The 18,303-nt window shown below is 65.9% G+C and carries 15 protein-coding genes and 1 other RNA gene; 9 read left to right on the top strand and 7 right to left on the bottom strand.

Annotation, left to right across the window (positions count from 1 at the left end; translation table 11 throughout):
• Window positions 1-2 precede the first annotated feature (2 nt).
• Window positions 3-2,636 (bottom strand): DNA gyrase subunit A, encoded by a 2,634-nt coding sequence (gene gyrA / locus EZ216_RS14445; RefSeq protein ID WP_135250481.1) that lies wholly within the window; start codon window positions 2,634-2,636, stop codon window positions 3-5.
• Between the two features lie 235 nt (window positions 2,637-2,871).
• Between gyrA and ompA the strand changes: the two genes are divergently transcribed.
• From ompA to EZ216_RS14420, 5 genes are all read left to right on the top strand, one after another.
• A complete protein-coding gene (ompA, locus tag EZ216_RS14440) occupies window positions 2,872-3,552 on the top strand; it encodes an outer membrane protein OmpA (protein ID WP_135250480.1) in 681 nt (226 codons plus the stop codon).
• 111 nt (window positions 3,553-3,663) lie between these two features.
• Entirely contained in the window at window positions 3,664-4,383 is a 720-nt protein-coding gene (gene ubiG, locus EZ216_RS14435) for a bifunctional 2-polyprenyl-6-hydroxyphenol methylase/3-demethylubiquinol 3-O-methyltransferase UbiG (RefSeq protein WP_135250479.1), read from the top strand.
• A 1-nt stretch (window position 4,384) separates the two neighbouring features.
• Complete coding sequence (locus tag EZ216_RS14430; protein ID WP_135250478.1) at window positions 4,385-5,059, top strand: HAD-IA family hydrolase; 675 nt, start codon at window positions 4,385-4,387, stop codon at window positions 5,057-5,059.
• 13 nt (window positions 5,060-5,072) lie between these two features.
• Window positions 5,073-5,445, top strand: a transfer-messenger RNA (tmRNA) gene (gene ssrA / locus EZ216_RS14425).
• Window positions 5,446-5,585: 140 nt separating this feature from the next.
• Entirely contained in the window at window positions 5,586-6,113 is a 528-nt protein-coding gene (locus tag EZ216_RS14420; protein ID WP_239024388.1) for a tyrosine-type recombinase/integrase, read from the top strand.
• 132 nt (window positions 6,114-6,245) lie between these two features.
• Here the strand turns inward: EZ216_RS14420 and EZ216_RS14415 are convergent, their stop codons facing one another.
• Complete coding sequence (locus EZ216_RS14415; RefSeq protein ID WP_167772929.1) at window positions 6,246-6,656, bottom strand: response regulator transcription factor; 411 nt, start codon at window positions 6,654-6,656, stop codon at window positions 6,246-6,248.
• Window positions 6,657-6,898: 242 nt separating this feature from the next.
• Here EZ216_RS14415 and EZ216_RS14410 point away from each other — a divergent pair, with 242 nt between their 5' ends.
• Window positions 6,899-8,884 (top strand): sensor histidine kinase, encoded by a 1,986-nt coding sequence (locus EZ216_RS14410; RefSeq protein ID WP_135250476.1) that lies wholly within the window; start codon window positions 6,899-6,901, stop codon window positions 8,882-8,884.
• Here EZ216_RS14410 and EZ216_RS14405 read toward each other — a convergent pair.
• Entirely contained in the window at window positions 8,878-10,107 is a 1,230-nt protein-coding gene (locus EZ216_RS14405) for a PAS domain-containing protein (protein ID WP_135250475.1), read from the bottom strand. The genes EZ216_RS14410 and EZ216_RS14405 overlap by 7 nt on opposite strands.
• A 101-nt stretch (window positions 10,108-10,208) precedes the next feature.
• Window positions 10,209-11,369, bottom strand: coding sequence for a hypothetical protein (locus tag EZ216_RS14400; protein ID WP_135250474.1), 1,161 nt, complete (start codon window positions 11,367-11,369; stop codon window positions 10,209-10,211).
• Between the two features lie 247 nt (window positions 11,370-11,616).
• Between EZ216_RS14400 and EZ216_RS14395 the strand changes: the two genes are divergently transcribed.
• Window positions 11,617-12,354 (top strand): response regulator transcription factor, encoded by a 738-nt coding sequence (locus EZ216_RS14395; protein WP_135250473.1) that lies wholly within the window; start codon window positions 11,617-11,619, stop codon window positions 12,352-12,354.
• An 87-nt stretch (window positions 12,355-12,441) separates the two neighbouring features.
• On the opposite strand, the gene EZ216_RS14390 is transcribed toward EZ216_RS14395, so the two are convergent.
• The 3 genes from EZ216_RS14390 to EZ216_RS14380 all read right to left on the bottom strand — a co-directional run bounded on the left by EZ216_RS14390 (window position 12,442) and on the right by EZ216_RS14380 (window position 14,714).
• Window positions 12,442-13,014 carry a hypothetical protein gene (locus EZ216_RS14390; protein WP_135250472.1) on the bottom strand — a complete coding sequence of 191 codons (573 nt, stop codon included), beginning with the start codon at window positions 13,012-13,014 and terminating at the stop codon, window positions 12,442-12,444.
• A 50-nt stretch (window positions 13,015-13,064) separates the two neighbouring features.
• The gene (locus EZ216_RS14385; protein WP_135250471.1) at window positions 13,065-13,391 is read right to left on the bottom strand and encodes a hypothetical protein; all 327 of its coding nucleotides are present in this window, start codon (window positions 13,389-13,391) and stop codon (window positions 13,065-13,067) included.
• Window positions 13,392-13,544: 153 nt separating this feature from the next.
• Window positions 13,545-14,714: a lactonase family protein gene (locus EZ216_RS14380; protein ID WP_167772927.1), complete on the bottom strand. Its 1,170-nt coding sequence runs from the start codon at window positions 14,712-14,714 to the stop codon at window positions 13,545-13,547.
• 434 nt (window positions 14,715-15,148) lie between these two features.
• Here EZ216_RS14380 and EZ216_RS14375 point away from each other — a divergent pair, with 434 nt between their 5' ends.
• Both EZ216_RS14375 and EZ216_RS14370 read left to right on the top strand, forming a co-directional pair.
• Window positions 15,149-16,153: a lactonase family protein gene (locus tag EZ216_RS14375; protein ID WP_167772926.1), complete on the top strand. Its 1,005-nt coding sequence runs from the start codon at window positions 15,149-15,151 to the stop codon at window positions 16,151-16,153.
• A gap of 239 nt (window positions 16,154-16,392) precedes the next feature.
• The gene (locus EZ216_RS14370) at window positions 16,393-18,279 is read left to right on the top strand and encodes a hybrid sensor histidine kinase/response regulator (protein WP_135250468.1); all 1,887 of its coding nucleotides are present in this window, start codon (window positions 16,393-16,395) and stop codon (window positions 18,277-18,279) included.
• Window positions 18,280-18,303 lie beyond the last annotated feature (24 nt).

The raw sequence follows: 18,303 nt of genomic DNA, 5'->3' as shown, positions 1-18,303 counted from the left end.
GGCTAGCCTTCGCCGCCGTCCGGCGCCGCGTCCACCGCGTCGCCTTCGCCTTGGGCATCGTTTTCCACGATGCGCTGCAGGCCGCTGAGCTTGGAGCCTTCGTCCAGCCCGATCAGCGTGACACCCTGGGTGGCGCGGCCGAGTTCGCGGATCTCGCCGACGCGCGTGCGCACGAGGACGCCGCGGTCGGTGATGAGCATGATCTCGTCGTCGGCGTGCACCAGCGTGGCGGCCACGACCTTGCCGTTGCGCTCGCTCTGCTGGATGGCGATCATTCCCTTGGTGCCGCGGCCGTGGCGCGTGTATTCCACGATGGGCGTGCGCTTGCCGTAGCCGTTCTCGGTGGCGGTGAGCACGCTCTGCTGCTCGTCTTCGGCCACCAGCATGGCGATGACGCCCTGGCCTTCGTCCAGCTGCATGCCCTTGACCCCGCGCGCCGCGCGGCCCATCGGGCGCACGTCGTTCTCGTCGAAGCGCACGGCCTTGCCGCCGTCGGAGAACAGCATCACGTCGTGCTTGCCGTCGGTGAGCGAAGCGCCGATGAGGAAGTCGCCCTCGTCCAGGTCGACGGCGATGATGCCGGCCTTGCGCGGGTTGCTGAACTCGTCCAGCGCGGTCTTCTTCACCACCCCCATGCTCGTGGCCATGAACACGTAGTGGTCGGCGGGGAAGCTGCGGAACTCGCCCGTCAGCGGCAGCACCACGTTGATCTTCTCGCCTTCGGCCAGCGGGAACATGTTGACGATGGGGCGGCCGCGCGAACCGCGCGAGCCCGCGGGCACTTCCCACACCTTCAGCCAGTACAGGCGGCCGCGGTTGGAGAAGGCCAGCAGCCAGTCGTGCGTGTTGGCGATGAAGAGCTGGTCGATCCAGTCGTCTTCCTTGGTCTGCGTGGCCTGCTTGCCGCGGCCGCCGCGCTTCTGCGCGCGGTACTCGGACAGCGGCTGGCTCTTGATGTAGCCCTGGTGCGAGAGCGTCACCACCATGTCGGTGGGCGTGATCAGGTCCTCGGTGGCCAGGTCCTGAGCGTTGTGCTCCACCTGGCTGCGGCGGGCGCCCGCCTTGGTCTGGCCGAACTCCTGCTTCAGCGCGGTGAGCTCTTCGCTGATGATGGTGGATACGCGCTGCGGCTTGGCCAGGATGTCCAGCAGGTCGTCGATCTCCGCCATCACTTCCTTGTACTCGGCGACGATCTTGTCCTGCTCCAGGCCCGTCAGGCGCTGCAGGCGCATCTGCAGGATTTCCTGGGCCTGGGTTTCGGATAGGCGATACAGGCCGTCGCCCTGCATTCCGTACTCGATGCCGAGCCCCTCGGGGCGGTAGTCGTCGGCGTTCACGACGCCGCCGTCGGCCTTGGCGCGGGTGAGCATCTCGCGCACCAGCTTGCTGTCCCAGCTGCGCGTCATCAGCTCGGCCTTGGCCACCGGCGGGGTGGGGCTCTCGCGGATGATGCGGATGAACTCGTCGATGTTGGCCAGCGCGACGGCCAGGCCTTCCAGCACATGGCCGCGCTCGCGGGCCTTGCGCAGGTTGAACACCGTGCGCCGCGTGACCACTTCGCGGCGGTGCTCCAGGAAGACCTCGACCAGGTCCTTCAGGTTGCAGAGCTTCGGCTGCCCGTTGATCAGGGCCACCATGTTGATGCCGAAGGTGTCCTGCAGCTGGGTCTGCTTGTAGAGGTTGTTCAGGACGACCTCGGGCACTTCGCCGCGCTTGAGCTCGATGACCAGCCGCATGCCGGACTTGTCGCTCTCGTCCTGGATGTGGCTGATGCCTTCGATCTTCTTCTCGTTGACCAGCTCGGCCATGCGCTCCTGCAGCGTCTTCTTGTTGACCTGGTAGGGGAGCTCGTCGACGATGATCGCCTGGCGCTGGCCGCGGTCGATGTCCTCGAAGTGGCACTTGGCCCGCATCACCACCTTGCCGCGGCCGGTGCGGTAGCCTTCCTTGACGCCGTTGATGCCGTAGATGATCCCGGCGGTGGGGAAGTCCGGCGCCGGCACGATCTCCATCAGCTCGTCGATGGTGGCCTGCGGGTTCTTCAGCAGGTGAAGGCAGGCGTCCACGACCTCGTTGAGGTTGTGCGGCGGGATGTTGGTGGCCATGCCCACCGCGATGCCGCCCGAGCCGTTGACCAGCAGGTTGGGCAGCTTGCTGGGCAGGACCGCCGGTTCCTTCTCGCTGCCGTCGTAGTTGTCCTGGAAATCGACGGTTTCCTTGTCGATGTCGGCCAGCATCTCGTGCGCGATCTTGGCCAGGCGGATCTCGGTGTAGCGCATGGCCGCGGCGTTGTCGCCGTCGACCGAACCGAAGTTGCCCTGGCCGTCCACCAGCATGTGGCGCATGGAGAAGTCCTGCGCCAGACGCACGATCGTGTCGTAGACCGATTGATCGCCGTGCGGGTGATACTTGCCGATGACGTCGCCGACGATACGGGCCGACTTCTTGTACGGCCGGTTCCAGTCGTTGTTGAGTTCGTGCATCGCGTACAACACGCGGCGATGCACCGGCTTCAGGCCGTCGCGCGCATCCGGCAGCGCCCGCCCCACGATCACGCTCATGGCGTAGTCGAGGTAGCTCCGCCGCATCTCCTCTTCGAGGCTGATGGGCAGGGTTTCTTTCGCGAATTGAGTCATGCGGGAAGGCGCCGGCGGGGGAGGTGAACCGGCCATTTTACCGGCCGCGATACCCTGTCGCGCACCTGCAACAAAAGCGCTTCAATGCGGTTTTGTCCTACGCCCTGTCCCGGCAGTGCCGATTGATTGTGTAAACACGTGTGGCACAATCGACCGGACGTTTTTGGTGAATGGTCACCTGAATCGTAGTTCTGACGCAGCGCGGCTGCGGCTTTTTCCCCCTAAGAGGAGAACCATGAAGAAACTGAACCACGTGGCGTTGCTGTTCGCCGCTGCCGCCATGTCGACTGCCGCCCTCGCGCAGGCCCCTGCCAAGCCCGTGGCCGCCAATGGTGGCGCGATGATCGACAACTGGCAGAACGGCACCAGCGAACTGGTGTGGAAGAACGGCACGAACGAACTGTGCTGGCGCGATGCCAACTGGACGCCGGCCACGGCCGCCCGCGGCTGCGACGGCGCCCTGCCGCCCGCGCCCGCTCCGGCCCCCGTCGCCGCTCCGTCGCCCGCGCCTGCTCAGGCCGCCCCGGCCCCGGCCCCGGCTCCCCAGCCGCCCGCCGCGACCAAGGTGACCTACGCCGCCGATGCCTTCTTCGACTTCGACAAGGCCGTCCTGAAGCCCGAAGGCCGCGCGAAGCTGGACGACCTGGTTGGCAAGGTCAAGGACATCAACCTGGAAGTGATCATCGCCGTCGGCCACACCGACTCGGTCGGCTCCGATGCCTACAACCAGAAGCTGTCCGTGCGCCGCGCCGAAGCCGTGAAGGCCTACCTGGTCTCCAAGGGCATCGAGAAGAACCGCGTGTACACCGAAGGCAAGGGCGAGAAGCAGCCCGTCGCCGACAACAAGACCGCCGAAGGCCGCGCGAAGAACCGCCGCGTGGAAATCGAAGTGGTCGGCACCCGCGCCAACAAGTAAGCCTCGCGGCTTGCGAAAGAGGGCCCTTCGGGGCCCTTTTCAATTCCGGCCCTTCGGGGCCTTTTCCGTTTGTGGGGCCCGCCGCGGCCCCGCCTTCGCCACAATCCACGCATGACCGAAGTCACGAGCAGCAGCCTGAACGCCGACCCGGCCGAGCTGGCCAAGTTCTCCGAACTCGCCCACCGGTGGTGGGACACCGAGAGCGAGTTCCGGCCGCTGCACCAGATCAACCCGCTGCGCCTGGCGTGGATCGAATCCCTCGCGCCCCTGGCCGGCAAACAGGTGCTGGACGTCGGATGCGGCGGGGGCATCCTGGCCGATTCCATGGCTCGCCGCGGCGCGCAGGTGCTGGGCATCGACCTCGCCGGCAAGGCGCTGCGCGTGGCGCAGCTGCACGCCCTGGAAGCCGAAACGCCCAACATCCAGTACCGCGAGGTCAGCGTCGAGGCGCTGGCGCTCGAGCAGCCCGGCCACTACGACGTGGTCACCTGCATGGAGATGCTGGAGCACGTGCCCGATCCCGGCTCGGTGGTGCGCGCCTGCGCCGACCTGGCCAAGCCCGGCGCCCATGTGTTCTTCTCCACCATCCACCGCAACGCCAAGGCATTCGTGCAGGCCATCGTCGGCGCGGAATACGTGCTCAACCTGCTGCCGCGCGGCACGCACGAGTACCTGAAGTTCATCAAGCCCAGCGAGCTGGCCGCGTTCTGCCGGCCCGCGGGCCTGGACTGGGTGGCCACGCGGGGGCTGGGCTACAACCCGCTGCTGCGCCGCTACCGGCTGGACGACGACACGTCGGTCAACTACCTCGTCGCCACTCGCAAGGCCTGACATGTTCCAGGGCATCCGTGCCGTGCTGTTCGACCTGGATGGCACGCTGATCGACAGCGCTCCCGACCTCGGCGCCGCCGCTGACCAGATGCGCATGGCGCGCGGCCTGCCGTCGCGCCCGCTGGCCGACTACAGGCCCATGGCGGGCGCGGGCGCGCGGGGCATGCTGGGCGTGGCCTTCGGCATCACGCCCGACCATGCCGACTTCCCCGCGCTGCGCGAGGAGTTCTTCCAGACCTACGAGAGGCGCATGACGCAGGACACGTTCGCTTTCGACGGCGTGCCGGAGTTGCTGGCGGCGCTGGTGCAGCGCGGGTTCGCATGGGGCGTGGTCACCAACAAATCGATGCGCTTCACGGGCCCGCTGACGGCTGCGATGCCGCTCTTCGCCGGCGCGGGCGCGGTGGTCGGTGGCGATAGCACACCGCATTCGAAGCCGCACCCGGAACCGCTGCTGGAAGCGGCGCGCCGTCTGGGCCTGTCGCCTTCGCGCTGCATCTACGTGGGCGATGACGAACGCGACATCGTCGCGGGCAAGGCCGCCGGCATGCCGACGGTCGCGGCGACCTACGGCTACCTCGGCGGCAAGCCGGACGTTGACCACTGGGCGCCCGATGCCCGCATCGGCAGCCCGGGCGATCTGCTCGCGCTCTTGCAAACGCGCGCCGCGGCTTAAAATAGGTGTTCCTGGGGCTGCACTGGTTTCGACGCGGGTTCGGACACGCAGCAGGGCATGCCGAGGTTCAGTCACCTCGTTAATCCGCTGAAACAAACCAACTGCGAACGACGAACGTTACGCACTCGCCGCTTAAACACCGGTGAGCTTCACAACAGCTGGTCCATGGGCTGGGCCGGGGTCGCAAGGTCCCGGTTGTGAAGGAATCCACATGGGCTGGTCCCCACCCGGGCGCCTTGGGCGGGGACGAGAAAGTAGGGCGCTGGCGGCTGGCATAGCGTGCACCTGCGCGATGCCGGCGGCGAGATCCAAATCAGAGCGCTAAGCATGTAGAACTGTTCGGAGAAGGCTTGCGGACGCGGGTTCAATTCCCGCCAGCTCCACCACTACACCATCCAAGGCCGTCCGGTGACAATCATCGGACGGCCTTTTTCATTGGGGATGGGGGGCCCAAGGAAGTTCAGCCAGGTCCATTGACAGACACAAGCAATGCAAGACGGCCGCCTGCCCGCCCGACAAGAAGCGCATGCGCTTTACGGACTCTGCGGGGTTGTACCTCGAGGTCAGCCCTGGTGGCTCGAGGCGCTGGTTCTGGAAGATCTATAGCGATGGCAAGGAGAGTCGGCTTGCACTGGGGAGCTACCCTGCCGTCGGGCTTGCCGACGCTCGGCGCGCGCGGGATGCCGCCAGGTTGCAAAAGCACCAAGGGCTCGACCCCGTCCAGGTAAAGCGGGCAGGAAGGCTGAAAGCCGCCAACTCGACGGCCACCACCTTTCGCGAAGTCGCCTTGGAATGGCACAGCAAGCAGCTTGCGCAGTGGAGCTCCAGTCACCCAACCCGTGCAGAGCGCCAGTTCGAGCGGGATCTTTTTCCCTGGATCGGAAGCCGGCCCGTTGCCGACATCGAACCGGCCGAGTTGCTCGCGACCATCCGGAAAATCGAAAAACGCGGCGCTTTCGAAACTGCGGACCGCGGGCTGATGCTTTGCCGGCAGGTTTGGCGCTACGCGATTGCCACGGGTCGGGGCTCAACGCGATGTCACTTACGGCCTTAAAGAAGCCTTGTCGCCCTACCGGGGAAAGCATTTCGCTGCCATCACGGATCCGGAGCAGCTCGCCGTGCTCTTGCGGGCAATCCAGGCGTATCGCGGTGGACCGATTGTTCGCTCTGCGCGGACCAGTTGAGGCTAGGCGGTTTTTCGCAGAGAGTTCCCGGCGCTCAAGTGGGAGCGGATGGCGGAGACGATTTCGTCTGCGCTGACGGGCTTGCAGAAGACCCGCGCGAAAGGAGCCGAACTGCCTGCTGCAACAGCCAGGTCAGGGCGCCCCGTGGCCGCGATGAGAAGCACACCGGGATGCCGGGCTTTCATGTGCCTGGCGGCAGCGAGCCCGTCCATCATCGGCATTTGGATGTCGAGGACGGCGACGTCCGGCCTTTCGCGGTCGAAGCATTCCACAGCCTCAACGCCGTTCGCCGCGCACTGCACGCGAAAGCCGGACAGCTGAAGGAACGCCGCCAACATTTCGGTGATGTCAGGATTGTCATCGGCGACAAGCACGCTGGCGAAGTGGGCCGGCGCTGAATGCGAGTTGCGCATGGTTGACACTCCTTCCGGATAAGGCGCTCGAGCGCTGATGCTTCTTGGCTGCGGCGCCGCCAGCATAGGCGCCAGTTGCCAGACTGACGATCAAGGCCGCCGCAATGGACCGCCATTTTTTCTGAACTTCCTCCAGGTCGAAGCCGGCGCGTCGCCACGTTCGGACATTTGACTAAAAACTGGAAGGTTCTCCAGAGCGCGCGTGCGACGATGCAAGCTTCGGAGACCACCTTTCGTCGAGGATGATCAAGCGCGACTTGAAAAGAGCGGATCCAGTGGCAGAGGAAGGCACAAGCGGCCGCGCGGAAGTCCGCCTTCATACTCTGGCCGCAAATACATCGGTCGTCGTCTGGTACACGGGGCCCGATGGTGCGATGACGGCGTTGAATCCGTCGTTCGGAGCGTTCACCGGTCGAGCGCCGAGGCAGTACCTGGGTTGGAAATGGCTCGGTGCGGTCCATCCCGAAGACGCGAAGCACCTTTTCGATGCGGTTCAACGCGATGTCGCAGCGGAACGTCCCGCCACGGCGCGCTACCGGATGCGGCGCTACGACGGTGAATACCGGCTCATGGCCGCGCAGGTCGCGCCGATCCGCGAGGACGGGCGCATCTGCGAGTGGGTGGGCGTCTCCATCGATGTGACGGAGCAGGCGGAAGCTGAAGCGGCGCTCCGCGCCAACGAAGCCAGGCTGCAGTTCCTGGACGACCTGGTCGGCGCCACGCGAAATGCCGCCGATCCCACCGCCATCATGCGCAGAACGGCGCGGATGATGGCCACGTTTATCGGAGCGACTTCATCTTCATATGCCGAGGTGCACGCCGACGCGCAAACCTATACCGTCAGGGCGAGCTGGGATGCGGATGGCGAACTCGAGGAAGGGGTTGCGCATCCTCTTGATGTTCTCGGACGCGAAGCCCTGGCGGCCATTGGGAGGGGGGACAGCTTCGCGCTCGAGAACGCCGGCCCGGCACGCCTCCACGCACCGGGGCTGTACAGATTGGAGAGCGAGTCGGTTCTCATCGTTCCTTTGTTGAAGGACAACCGGCCGGCGGCAATGCTCGCGGTCACATCCATCCTGCCCAGGACCTGGTCCAGGGAAGTCGTTAGTCTCATCTATGACGCTGCGGACCGCTGCTGGGCCCATGTTCAGCGGGTACGCGATCATCTGCTTCTGCTGGAGCAGGACAGGAATCGAGACCACTTCCTCGCGACGCTGGCACACGAACTCTCCAACCCCTTGTCCGCAATCTCGTACGCCGCGGCGACCTTGCGTCAATCGAGCAGCAGCCGCAAAACGGTCGAAACGTGCACTGCGGCGATCGAGAGGCAACTCGGACTCATTCGACGGCTGGTAGCCGACATCTTTGATCTCGCTGCAGTGAAGAGAGGACAGCTCAAGCTGCAGCCGACCGTCGTCGTACCCGACGTGATCGTGAACGACGCGGTCGCCGTTGCGGGTCCTTCGATTGCGCTCGCACGGCATGACCTGCGCGCACTCGTTCTGGATGTGCATGAGGCCGGTGTGCTTGGCGATCCCGCGCGACTGACCCAGGCACTTTCGAACCTGCTGGTGAATGCGGCCAAATACACGCCGGACGGCGGAACGATCACGGTGAGCGTGACGGCAGACGCGGCGGCTGTGACTTTCAGGGTCCAGGACAACGGCCCAGGGCTGACGGCTGATGAACGAGCCCGCCTGTTGTTGGGCGGTGGTTGGCGGGGCAGCCACTCGACGGTTGGTTTGGGCTTGGGACTTGAGCTGGTCAAGAACGTGGTTTCCATCCACGGAGGGAAGACCGAAGTCGCCAGCGAAGGGTCCGGGCTGGGATCGGCGTTCTCGATTGAACTGCCACGGATTTACGGCCACCTCAACGAGAGGTGCAGGATCCTCTACATCGGCGCCCTGGATGCGGCTGAAGTGCTGTCGCAACTCAGTTCGCTGCCCGTGTGCGCATTGGCGACCGCTTCGCTTGCTCGAGCCCGCGCCATCGCCGAGATGCTCCATCCCACAGTGATGGTCTTCCATACGGGGGTTGAACCTGGCGACCACACAGACGCGCTCAAGGATCTGGTCGATCCAGGAGCGCAGGTCGTTTGGTACGGGGACCCACCTGCCTGGGTCGGTGCCGCCTCCATCCCCAATGCAGCACGCATCCGCGGAGGCGACCTCAAGGCGCTGCGCGATTTGCTCGCAGCGTCCCTCTCACGGGAGAAGGGGACTCACTGAGCCGGCGTCGAACCGTCGAAGCCAACGGCGCTCAACTCCGGTGCGGGTGCCGCCCTGGGGAGGGCGTACGAGCACCAGAAGTGAGTGACAGTCCCATTCTCCAGGAAGCCGACCATCGATATCGTCGTTTGGATCCGCTGCTGATCGGGTCCGAGAACCTCGATCGGTTCGTGCCGAAGTTGGTAGCCGCGGTGGACCAACGATTCCAGCGCGTGGGCTGACCCCGCGCTTGGCAAGAGCATGCCCAATGGCGTGCCGACAAGCTCCGCCAGACTCCCCACGCCCATCAGGTCGAGGAAGGCCTGGTTGCATTCCGCAAGTTTCGAGCGGAGCATGATTCGCGGGACCGCGGAACTGGGCGGCAAATCTGCCGGCAGGGGGACTGGCATTTCAACGCGCCAGATCGGGTCCGCGCTGGAGGCTATGAAGTGCTTGTAGCGCTCGTCGCTCTCCCGCATCCTCTGTTCACCCAGACGCCGATCATGGATGTCCGTCACTGCGCCTGAATGGCCGAGGAAACTTCCGTCCTGGGCGAAACGGGGGTTGCCGACGCAGGTCACCCACCGCCAGGAGCCGTCATGGCGTCTCAATCGATGCTCGATCCGGAAGTGGGTCTTCTGCTCGGCGGCGCGCCTGGCGCACTCCGTCGCCATCGAGATGTCGGCGGGATGCACCATCTTCAGCCACCCCAAGCCCAAAGCGTCCTCGGGACTCTGCCCCGTGTACTGATACCAACTGCGCGAAAAGAAGGAACAGAAGCCGTTCGGGTCCATCACCCAGAGCAGCGCGGGCGTCTCGTCGGCAAGCATCGACAACTTCGCCTGCGCCCGCACGCGGTCGGTCTCGTCCAGCAGTACAGCTGAGTGCACGACCATCTCACCGCTTTTCACGCCGACATCGGCACTGGCACGCATGAAGCGGACAGGATCACTGCTCGAGCGAAACGCGACGTCCAGGCTTTGTCCCTCCGCCAGGGCTTTGGCGGCTGCAGAGCAGACTGCCTGGTGATCGCCTGGGTGAACCAGGTCAAGCAGATCGTCGAGGGATCGGCCTGCGGCGTCCCCTCCTTCAGGATCGGACGCCCACCAACTGACCCCGACGAGTGCGGCGAGATCGCGAAGGCTGCGAGACGACTTGGTCTTGGCGGTTTCCATGGGTGCAAAGGCTAAGGTGGCGTTGGCGACAAAGGTCGGATGCGCAAAGCGGTCATCGGCAAACAGCACCCAACCCTCGCTTGCGGCGACGACTCGACCAAGCCAAAGGCAGCTCCAACCACCAGGGAGGTGATGAGCAGCGAGGCCGCGGAGAGGGTAGGTGGCTGCAATCAGTCAACGTCATTCCCGGTCACGAGTTCGAAACGCTGCGAATAAGCCAGGGCTTCGAGCGTGAACCGAAGATCTTGCAGCAGCTGCGCGTCGGAAAGCTTTCCCCGATCGAGTTCGACGTTGCCTGCGCCATCGAAGGCACAAACGACACCGTCTTCGTCCACGGACAGGGGATATGTCGCGTCTTCGGCCGCGAGCGCGACAGGTCGTGCGCTTGAACTTGCGCCTGACCAGAGGATTTCGACAGCGGCTCCCGGCACGCCAACGGGGTACCTGCCCAGCAAATGACCCTGAACGTCATGAAAGTAAGCCCACCCCCGGCGTTCCCGCAGCACCATCGATGGCGCCCAGTCCGGCAGCTGGAAAGCCAGGTCATAGGACAGGTTTTCCCGGCCGGTTCCCTTCCACGGCGCCGGCGGCCGCATCCAGTCCGTTTCGAACACCCGCCTGTGCAGGAAGTTGAAGCCGATCTTCCGCGCCAGGAGAACTTCGCCAACCTTCTTCTCGATCCGGGCAGCGCGTCCAGCGGCGTCTTGCACGGTCGCTACCGCGTCAGCCACAACCTGAGCAGCAGTGGCGGCCACGCGCGCGCAGCCTCGGCCACGCTGCACAACTCTCGCGCCGTTCCATTCAACTGATTCACCTGGCGCGCCGGCGTAGAAAAGTACGCCCCCGGACGGGTATCTGACCGCGTCGACCCGGCCCGTGACGTCACGGCGCAATTCCAGACTCTGCGTCGCCACGCCGTCGAGCACCTGCTTGTGCCTCACCACACGGCCTTCGCAGTCCCGTCGCCAACGGGTCGTCACGGCAATTTCGCGAACTTCGCTAAGCGCTGCGGACGGCGCGCCGGCCACGGAGAGGTTGTATTCGGCGCCCGGCAAACCATAGAAGAATTCCGCGATCTGACCTGGACGCAGAACCACGCGGATTCGCCCTCCGTCATCGCGCAGCACCTCCGTTCCATTTCCAGGAGCGTTCGAGGATTCCACGAGCGATTGGATGTCCATGTCCGAGCGCGTCACCCGATCAACGCCTTCCGGTTTCGCTTCTGGCCCCGGTTCCGCATGCAAGGCTACCCCCAAGAGTGAAGCAGTCGCGGCAACCACGACGGTACGGACAATCGACACGCATTCATCGACGCAGCTGATCGAGTTCACGGCACGCAGCCCAGACTGGCCAGCATAGACGCACGACGAGCGCGCGTCCTTCAAATTCCATTCCGTGCAGGTCGCTTGCGAGTTTCTTGGTCGCCTTTGAGTGCTCTTTGATTGTTCGGATGCGATGGCTTCATTCGAAGCCTCTAGGATCGACGGGCTCCGGTGAGATCGGGGCGGCTTGTGCAAATGACCCATTTCCCAGGCTCGATTCATCTACAGGCGGTCGAGAGAGGAGCAGTTGACTACCTTGAGCAGTTCCGGCAACGCGGCGCTCCGCGCGCCCGTGCAGCCTTGCAAGATCCTGGTCGCCAGCGAACACGGCATCATCCGGCAGGGCCTGCGGCTGATGCTCGGCGCCGCGACCTCGCACGTTCTGGTGGATGACGCGCGGCCGATGCGCGAGATCCGCGAGGCGATCGCTTCCCTCCGCCCGGACGTGGTCGTTGCCGACGTGAGCACCGGACCCGAGGGCGTGAGCGCGCTCGCACAGGTCTTCGCCGACCGGCCGCCGCCGGCGCGGCTGCTGCTGCTGTACCCGCCGTGCACCACTCCGGGCACCGGGATGTTCTCGATGCTGCGCGGGTACGCCGCGGTCTCCGCCTCCAACGATCCGATGGAGCTGCTTGGCGCGCTGCAGGCGCTTCTGTGCGATGAAGTCCGAACCGGCGTCGACCCAGGCGAAACCGTTCCGGATTCGATGGTCGTGGAAGGCGTCCGCATCACGCCGCGCGAGCGCGAAGTCATGCAGCTGATCACCCAGGGCCTGTGCAACAAACGGATCGCACGGGCGCTGAACATCAGCCTTGCCACCGTGCGAACGCACCGCCAGCGCCTCATGAGCAAGTTGGGCCTGCGCAACTCGGTGGAAGTGGCGCTGTTCGGCGCGCGGGCCTTCCGCAACGGGCAGGCCGAACCAGGCCCGCGGCAGCCCGTGCGGCGCCCGCCGGCCAAGCCAGCCAAGTGCGCAGCCAGCGAGGCGACGTAGGCCGCTTTCGCGTCGATCAGGCGTTCCACAGCGCGCCGCCGATCGCCGCGCGCCAGCGACGCCCGCGCCAAATTGACCGGGAACTTCCTATCCGCCGGGCGCCGCACCCGCGTCCGGCAGCTTGCACTTCTTCTGCAGGAACAACCCCACGATGTGGTCGTTGCGTGCCTGCGCATACGCAAGTTGCTCCTGCGCCTGCGCCATGCGCTGGTAGGCGGCCGTCATCCGGCCCGCACCCTTCTGCATGGCCGAACGCTGGGCCGATGCCTGCGCCTGTGCCGCCAGGCTGCTGACCATGCCGCCGCCCGGGACCATGCCGAGCAGCGTGGAGCCGACCGGCGCGCCCATGCCGCTGTGGGCCTGCTGCATCACCTCTTCCTGGGCCACGTTGGCCTCGCGCTGCGCCGCCTCCGCGTCCGCCCGATGCTTCGCGATGGCCGCATCGAGTGCGAGCGACTCGGCGTGGATCTGCCCGCAGGTGAGCGCCGCGTCGGTGATCTTGCGCACGCCGGCCGGCGGGCTCGCGGGCACGGCCGGCATCACGGGATCGGGCAGGTCTTCGTCCTCCATTTCCGCAGTTGCCGCTGGCGCCGCGGCGAAGACCGGCAGGCTGAGAGCGAGCGCCAGCGCGAGCAGGAAAGAGGCGGGACGCAGCTTCATTCGGCGTCGACGCGGTTGCAAGAACTCCTTGGCGCTTCTCGACGAGCGCCTCAATCGTTGTCGCCTCCCCCTCGGCATGCCTGAGGCTGGCTTGCGTTGATCGCCGACACCGGCGCGGCAACCCACTGACCCCCTTGCAGCATCTCCACCTTGCGCGCGCCCGCGACGGAGGCAGCGATGTGGCCGGTCTTCGACTTTCGATCGAGAAACACCAGGACGCAGCCGTCCTTGGCCGTTTTGAGTCGACCCTCCACCCAATCTCCCGTCCCAAGACTGGGATCCAGCACACGCATCCGCGTGCCTTCAGGAACGGGGGATGCGGCAAAGACGAGAGCGCTGGCGAGCGCCGAAGCGGCGAGCACGAGGGACTTGAACATGCGGGTAAGCGACAGGGGTGGATGGGTTGCCCCGCGGCCGATCTGGCCGGCTGAGCGGCCCTCTCATTCTTCACGCAGCGGGCCTGCTCGGATACTCAATGAATCTGCACTTCGCAGGCGGATTGCATTCCGGGGCCGGGTCGTTCAGCTGGTTCAAGACAGCGCCAAGCGAGTGCCGCCACCGAACACCGACACCTTTTGCAAGGGCGTCAGGTCACCGCTGTTGGCTGAATCGCAGGAGAACACTTCGATCTCACTGCCATTGGAGCTCGACACGTAAACGACGCCGCCGCCCGAATCGATCGAGATGGAGGCAGACCGAAGGACGGCTTTGGTCAACACGGTACCCGCGGTCAGGCTCCCGGTGGTGGGATCGATTTCGAGCTTTCGCAGGTCGCCCCCGAATGGCGTGGTGTTGTTGTGTGTTGCCAGGTACAGGTACCGTCCTGAAGGATGGACAGCGAGGCCACCCGGTTGCGCATCCAGGGCGAGATGTTGCCGCTGGGTGAGGGCCCCAGTGGCCGCATCGATGCCGTGGGCCGTCACGTTGCGATCGTGCACGTTGGACGTGCTGGTGTAGAGCGCCTGTCCAGCCGGATCAACCGCGAGGCTTTCGATGCCGAATGTTGCGGGCGTGCTGGCCGCCTGCGTCAGCAGGCCGGTACCTGGGTCGACCGCGATCGACCAGAGGTTGCCCCCACCCGCGGCGGAGAAGACGAAAGCACCCGAAGGATGGAATTCGAGAACACCCGTGTCGCACGCGAGGGAACCAATCAGCGTGAGCCCTCCGGTCGCCGGATCGATGAGGTACGACGAGAGCTGCCGGTTGAAGCGATCCCCCACGCAGAGGAACTTGCCCGAGGGATGCAGCGCAAGCACGTCGGGGCTTGGACCGGCGGGGAATGAGCCCTTGAGGGTCAGCGCACGCGTCACCGTGTCCACTTCGTAGAGTTTCACCTCGCCATTGGCGGGTTGCGCCGCGTAGACATGTTCGGGCCGCGCGCCCATGCAGACGTGGACGGGCGCGCCATCGGTCGTGAGCGACTGAATCTCCGTCAGTGCGCCACTGGAGGGGTCCACGCTGTATTCGAAAAGCGTCGCGGCGCTCGATCCCGAATAGGCGAACCTTGCCGTCGGTGGCGCAGGGGGCGCGGCCGGCCCGGGCGCCATCGGCCCCGGAGTCTCTTCGGCCGCGGAGGAAGATTCGCCGCTCCCGTCCCCGCCGCCGCTGCCGCCGCAGGCTGCGAGTTGCGACGCGGCGGCTGAGGCAAAAAGGAACAACTTCGCCAAGGTGCGGCGGCGCGTGATCGAGGTGTGGGGCATGAAGCGTCTCCGTGAAATGCCTATGGAGCCAACAGTACGCCTGCACACCCGACCGGCGTTACGCAGATATTGGTCAAACAATCGTGGCTGTCGCGGGCCGGCCCTTGCTCGCCGGGCGGGGCCGCGTCGAGGCACTTGCTCCTGACTCTCCATTCGCGGAAAAGTGACTATCCCCTCCGGAGACCAAGTGCTGCAATCGAAGAGTCCCGCCCATTCACTGGGCCGGGGCTCATTCGATTGCCAGCATGACCACTCGCCGCGACGCCCTTCAACGACTGTTCACTTCTGTATCCCTGCTCTCGGCCATGGACCTGCTTTCGGCATGCGGAGGGGGCGACGACGACAGGGGAAGCGACGACAGCCCCTCGCCAGCCCCTTCGCCGGTAGGCAATCCACCCGCCCCGGCCCCGAGGCCCTCGCCGTGGGCGTACGTCATGAACACGTCGGCGTCGCCGGCCGGTACGGGCGTGACCGCCGTCGCGTTGAATGCCACGACCGGGATCGCGGAAAGCATCGTAGGCACGATCGCGAACATCGGCAGTCCAACCGCACTCTGCTTGGCGGCGGACGGCTCGTTCCTCTACGTGACGGACAGCAGCAGCCACACCGTGGTCATCTACTCAGTCGACCGTGCCACGGGAGCCATCTCACTGGCTTCGACGCCGACGGTCCCGGCCGGCACCTCGCCGACTTCGCTTGCGCTCCATCCGAACGAGGACATTCTTTACGTCTGCAACTTTGGCAGCGCGGACATCTGGGCTTTCCGCATCGACCGCGCCACAGGCATCCCGTCGCGGTTCTCTGTCGCACCGGGATCGGGCAGGGGAAGCCCCGTGGGCGTGACCGTACATCCCAGCGGCAAATTCCTCTATCTCTCCGAAGACGAGCAGGGGTGTGTCTCCACCTACACCATCGGGGCGGATGGCAGCCTGGCACTCGCGGATTCCATGGCCCTCGTTTCGGATTTCCCCGGCCCCGTCAGCATCGACCCTTCTGGCCGCTTCGCATTCTTCTCGCAGTATCAGGACAGTTCGCTGCGTGTCGTGCCGATCGACCCGCAAACAGGCATTCTGATCGAACCCGCCACCCGGCTGATCAGGATGCCGCCGCCGTTCAACTATGTCCGCCTGGCTTTTCACCCGCAACGACCGGACTGCGTTTACGCCACCGTCGGCAATCAGGACGTCGGCCAATTCACCCTCGATGCGGCCACAGGCGACCTGGCGCTCGTGCGCCGGGTCACGGTGGCGTCGGCACAGACTCTCGACGCCGTCCGCGTGGACGCCAGTGGCAAGCGCCTCTACGCATGCGACAGCAGTTCGGCGGAGATGCACACGTTCAGCTGCGATGAGGCAACGGGGCAGCTGACGTACCAGGGCGCGGGGGAGGCAGGCGAGTTGCCTTCCGACTTCGTCCTCTTTGATGGCTGGAACTCCTGAAGGCCCGGCAGGGAGAACCGGGTCACCCACGGCACGGCAGCGACTCCATTCTCCATCCGGCATGCTCCTCGTCTGACGTTCACAAATGCCGAATGGCTTGCGCCCGGTGATGGCTCCCGGGCGCTTTTTTTTCTGGCCGACAGCTTTCGCGAGCGCGGCTGCCTGGCGGCCCGCTTCATTGACTGCTGGGTAGGCTGCCGATACGCTTGATCCCTCCCGATCCGCCCGCTTGCTCCCTGATGTCGATCCCGCTGAGCCCCGAACTGGTGCCGGAGCAAGACCTGGGCGTTCCATCGTCAGCTCCCGCTCGACCAGTCCTCTCTTCTTCTCATCCCAATGACACGGCGCAGGCCGCTGCTGCCAGCGTCGACATCGGCCTGGAAGAGGAGATCGCGCGGCGGATGACCGCCCGCTATGTGGCGAACCTCCGGCAGACGGGCGTGGTCGCGAACCTCGGCACCGCTTTGCTGTTCGCGGGTTTCTTCTGGCACCACAAGGACGCGGCGATCCTGGCGTGCCTGGCCGTGGTTTTCCTCCTGGGGAGCGCTTGGAGCTCGGTCGGTCGCTGGCCGATGGACCGGCTCATGCGCCAGAGCCGGATGGACGAGGAGCAGCAGATCCTGCTCTTCGCCAGTGCCTGCTCCCTGGCGTATGGGGCCAGCGCCTTCGTGCTGTATTCCCGCGGCGATGCCTTCGCCAATGCCGTGCTCGTCCTGGGTTATGTCATGGCCTTGCACAGCACCGCGTCGGGGACGTTCTGGCTGAAGCGCCCCATGATCGCGGCCTGCTCGCTCATGGGCGGGGGAATCGCATTGCGGTTTGCTCTCGAGCCGGACTTCATCCACCGGTTCATCGCGACGGGCGTGGTGTTTTTCACGGCGATGCAGGTGACGTTCGCCATGCAGGCCCACCGGATGCAGGCGGAGTCGATCCGCCAGCTGATCCTCAACGAAAGGCTGGCGGCACGACTGGACGAGCAGGCGCGGCTTGCCGATGCCGCGAGCCTGCAGGCCGAGCGCGCCAGCCTGGAGAAGAGCCGATTCCTTGCCGCCGCGAGCCATGACCTGCGCCAGCCGCTGCACGCGGTATGCCTGCTCACGGACCTGGTCAGCACGGCGCACAGGGCGGAGGACCGGCACGACGAGCAGTTCTCAAGGCTGGCACGCTCGGTCTTCGAGCTGTCGGAGACCGTCGACGCCATCCTCGACCTGTCGCGGCTCGACGCGGGCGACGAGCCGCCGCGGCAGGAGCCGGTTCGCGTCGCGGACATGATCGCGGTTCTGCACCGCCGATACGCCGCGCGGGGCGCGCAGAAGGGGCTGGCTTTGCGCTTCTTCCATCGTGGCCAGACGGTCCTGGCGGATCGCCGGATGCTCGAGCGCCTGCTGGGCAACCTCGTCGACAACGCGATCAAGTACACCGACGCGGGGGGCATCCTGGTGGCGGCCCGCACGGTCTTCCACCAGGGGCAGCGCCAGGTTCGCTTCGAAGTTCGCGACTCGGGCGTGGGAATTGCGCCCGCGCTGCACGACCAGGTCTTCGAGGAATTCTTCCAGGTCGGCAACGCCGCTCGCGACCGCAAGGAAGGATTGGGGCTGGGCCTGTCCATCGTGCATCGCATGGCGCGCGCGATGGACGCGTCCGTCGGTCTGCGCTCGGCGCCCGGGGCTGGCTCCACGTTCTGGGTGCGCCTCAGGTCGGCGCCCCCTTCGGCGTCCGACGACACGCCGGAAGTGCGGGGCGCGGGCGACCTGGCCGATCTCCGCGGCGTCCGGGCGCTGGTGGTCGACAACGAATGGCAGATCGTGGAGGCGGCGTCCGCGGTCCTCACCCGTGCCGGCGCGCGCGTGACGCCGGCCGCCACCTCGCAGGAAGCGCTGGCCGCGCCCGGTGATTTCGACGTCGCGGTGCTGGACTACCGGCTGCGTGGCGAAATGACGGGCGTCCAACTCGCGCGCGTGCTGCGCGAACGCCTGGGTGAGCGGCTCGCCATCCTGATCATCACCGGCGACAGGGCGCTTCCCGATGCGGGTGAACTGCGCCAGGCCGGGCTCCAGGTGCTCTTCAAGCCGTTGCGCGCGGCGGCGTTCACGGCGGCCGTGGCGCAAGTCCTGGGCCGGCGCTGATCGCCGTGCGCCCGTTGCGGACGG

The sequence above is a fragment of the Ramlibacter humi genome (genome assembly GCF_004681975.1).
GTDB classification, from domain to species: domain Bacteria; phylum Pseudomonadota; class Gammaproteobacteria; order Burkholderiales; family Burkholderiaceae_C; genus Ramlibacter; species Ramlibacter humi.
This window is presented reverse-complemented; position numbering and strand designations above follow the sequence as displayed.

Coding starts and splice junctions, on each gene's coding strand:
- EZ216_RS14380 (WP_167772927.1), bottom strand. CDS start 14,714: ATGCCCCACACCTCGATCACGCGCCGCCGCACCTTGGCGAAGTTGTTC.
- ompA (WP_135250480.1), top strand. CDS start 2,872: ATGAAGAAACTGAACCACGTGGCGTTGCTGTTCGCCGCTGCCGCCATG.
- EZ216_RS14410 (WP_135250476.1), top strand. CDS start 6,899: ATGATCAAGCGCGACTTGAAAAGAGCGGATCCAGTGGCAGAGGAAGGC.
- gyrA (WP_135250481.1), bottom strand. CDS start 2,636: ATGACTCAATTCGCGAAAGAAACCCTGCCCATCAGCCTCGAAGAGGAG.
- EZ216_RS14415 (WP_167772929.1), bottom strand. CDS start 6,656: ATGCGCAACTCGCATTCAGCGCCGGCCCACTTCGCCAGCGTGCTTGTC.
- EZ216_RS14420 (WP_239024388.1), top strand. CDS start 5,586: ATGCGCTTTACGGACTCTGCGGGGTTGTACCTCGAGGTCAGCCCTGGT.
- EZ216_RS14430 (WP_135250478.1), top strand. CDS start 4,385: ATGTTCCAGGGCATCCGTGCCGTGCTGTTCGACCTGGATGGCACGCTG.
- EZ216_RS14375 (WP_167772926.1), top strand. CDS start 15,149: ATGAACACGTCGGCGTCGCCGGCCGGTACGGGCGTGACCGCCGTCGCG.
- EZ216_RS14390 (WP_135250472.1), bottom strand. CDS start 13,014: ATGAAGCTGCGTCCCGCCTCTTTCCTGCTCGCGCTGGCGCTCGCTCTC.
- EZ216_RS14370 (WP_135250468.1), top strand. CDS start 16,393: ATGTCGATCCCGCTGAGCCCCGAACTGGTGCCGGAGCAAGACCTGGGC.
- EZ216_RS14385 (WP_135250471.1), bottom strand. CDS start 13,391: ATGTTCAAGTCCCTCGTGCTCGCCGCTTCGGCGCTCGCCAGCGCTCTC.
- ubiG (WP_135250479.1), top strand. CDS start 3,664: ATGACCGAAGTCACGAGCAGCAGCCTGAACGCCGACCCGGCCGAGCTG.